2 protein-coding genes are annotated in these 1,904 nt (G+C 69.7%); both read left to right on the top strand.

Going from position 1 to position 1,904, the window contains the following annotated elements:
• On the top strand, positions 1 to 474 hold a 474-nt coding region (locus tag ACFVIM_RS34930), incomplete at its 5' end, for an SDR family NAD(P)-dependent oxidoreductase (protein ID WP_384310350.1).
• Positions 475 to 751: 277 nt separating this feature from the next.
• Positions 752 to 1,904, top strand: a 1,153-nt coding sequence (locus ACFVIM_RS34925; RefSeq protein ID WP_384310347.1) for an acyl-CoA dehydrogenase family protein, incomplete at its 3' end; no start/stop codon positions are given.

The raw sequence follows: 1,904 nt of genomic DNA, 5'->3' as shown, positions 1-1,904 counted from the left end.
CTGGATGTGCATCTGAAGGCGCCGTTCCGGATCCTCCGGGCCGCGCAGCCCTATCTGAAGGCCCATCCCGTTCCGTACCACCGCAAGGTCGTCAACGTGTCCTCCGTATCCGGGCTGTACGGAAACCCGGGGCAGGCGAACTACTCCTCCGCCAAGGCCGGGATCGTCGGTCTGACGAAGACGCTGGCGAAGGAGTGGGGCCGTTACCGGGTGAATGTGAACGCGGTCGCCTTCGGCTTCATCCTGACCCGGATGACCGAGGCCACCGCCGAGGACGAGAGCTTCGTGGAGATCGAGGGCCGCCGGATCAAGGTCGGCGTCAGCCCGCAGATCGCCGCCGCCGTCTCCCGTACCAACCCCTTCGGGCGCCCCGGAACCCCCACCGAGGCCGCCGGGGCGGTCTATCTGCTCTGCACCCCGGACTCCGACTATGTCTCCGGACAGTGCCTCACCGTGGACGGCGGCTCGCGCTGAGCCCTCGCCGGGAGCCGGGCCGTCACCGGTCACGGAACCGTCCCGGCCGCGGGCCCGTCCCGGTCGCGGGCCCGGAGCGCCTGCGGTGACGACCGAACGGCCCGCGGGGATCGCCACCCTCCCGCCGGGTCCGGACTGCTCCGGAGACGTACTCCGGCCCGGGGCCGCTCCGCTGACCTGGATCACCCGTTTCCCGGCCCGCGCCCTGGCGGCACGTCCGGCGGAACCCGACAGCACTCGACAGATCTCAGCAGCACTCACACGAAGAGGACCCCTCATGAAGCGCACGCTCTACAACGAGGACCACGAGGCGTTCCGCGCGATGATCCGCGCCTTCATCGCCAAGGAGGTCACCCCCCACTACGACCGGTGGGAGGCCGACAACCTCGTCCCCCGCGACTTCTACCGCAAGCTCGGCGCCATCGGCGCGCTCGGCTTCGGCATCCCGGAGGAGTACGGCGGCTCCGGCCGGACCAGCTACAAGTACCAGACCGTGATCGCCGAGGAGGTCGCCCGCGCCGCCGTCTCGTTCGGCCACTACACGGTCAACACCGGCATCGTCCTGCCCTATCTGCTCCATCTCGCCGACGACGAGCAGCGGAAGCGCTGGCTGCCCGGGGTCGCCAGCGGCGACATCTGTCTCTGCATCGCCATGACCGAACCCGGCACCGGCTCCGACCTCGCCGGGGTACGCACCACCGCCACCCTCTCCGAGGACGGCTCCCACTACGTCCTCAACGGGGCGAAGACCTTCATCACCGGCGCCCGGAACTCCGAACTCTGCCTCGTCGTCGCCCGTACCTCCGCGCCCACCCCGGAGAACCGGCGCCATGGGCTGACCCTCCTGGTCGTCGCCACCGACAGCGAGGGCTTCGCCTACGGCCGCAAGCTCGACAAGATCGGACTGCGCGCCTCCGACACCTCCGAACTCTCCTTCACCGATGTCCGCGTCCCCGTCGAGAACGTCCTCGGCGAGGTCGGCGAGGGCTTCTCCTACCTGGGCCGGAACCTGGCCCGTGAGCGGCTCTCGATCGGTGTCGGCGGGGTCTCCACCGCCCGCGCCGCCATCCGCTTCACCCGGGAGTACGTCCGGGAGCGGACTGTCTTCGGCAAGCCGGTGGCCGCCTTCCAGAACACCAAGTTCGTGCTCGCCGAGTGCGCCACCGAGGTCGAGGCCGCCCAGGCCATGGTGGACAAGGGCATCGAACTGGACGACGCGGGGGAGCTGTCCGCCGCCGACGCCGCCAAGATCAAGCTCTTCGGCAGCGAGGTCGCCGGGCGGGTCATCGACCGCTGCCTCCAACTCCACGGCGGCTACGGCTACATGCTGGAGTACCCCATCGCGCGGCTGTACGCCGACACCCGCGTCAGCAGGATCTACGGCGGCACCAGCGAGGTCATGAAGACGATCATCGCCAAGGACCTGGGCT

The sequence above is a fragment of the Streptomyces sp. NPDC057638 genome, from assembly GCF_042800315.1.
Taxonomy (GTDB): domain Bacteria; phylum Actinomycetota; class Actinomycetes; order Streptomycetales; family Streptomycetaceae; genus Streptomyces.
The sequence above is the reverse complement of the archived record's forward strand: the minus strand, read 5'-3'. Positions and strand labels throughout refer to the sequence as shown.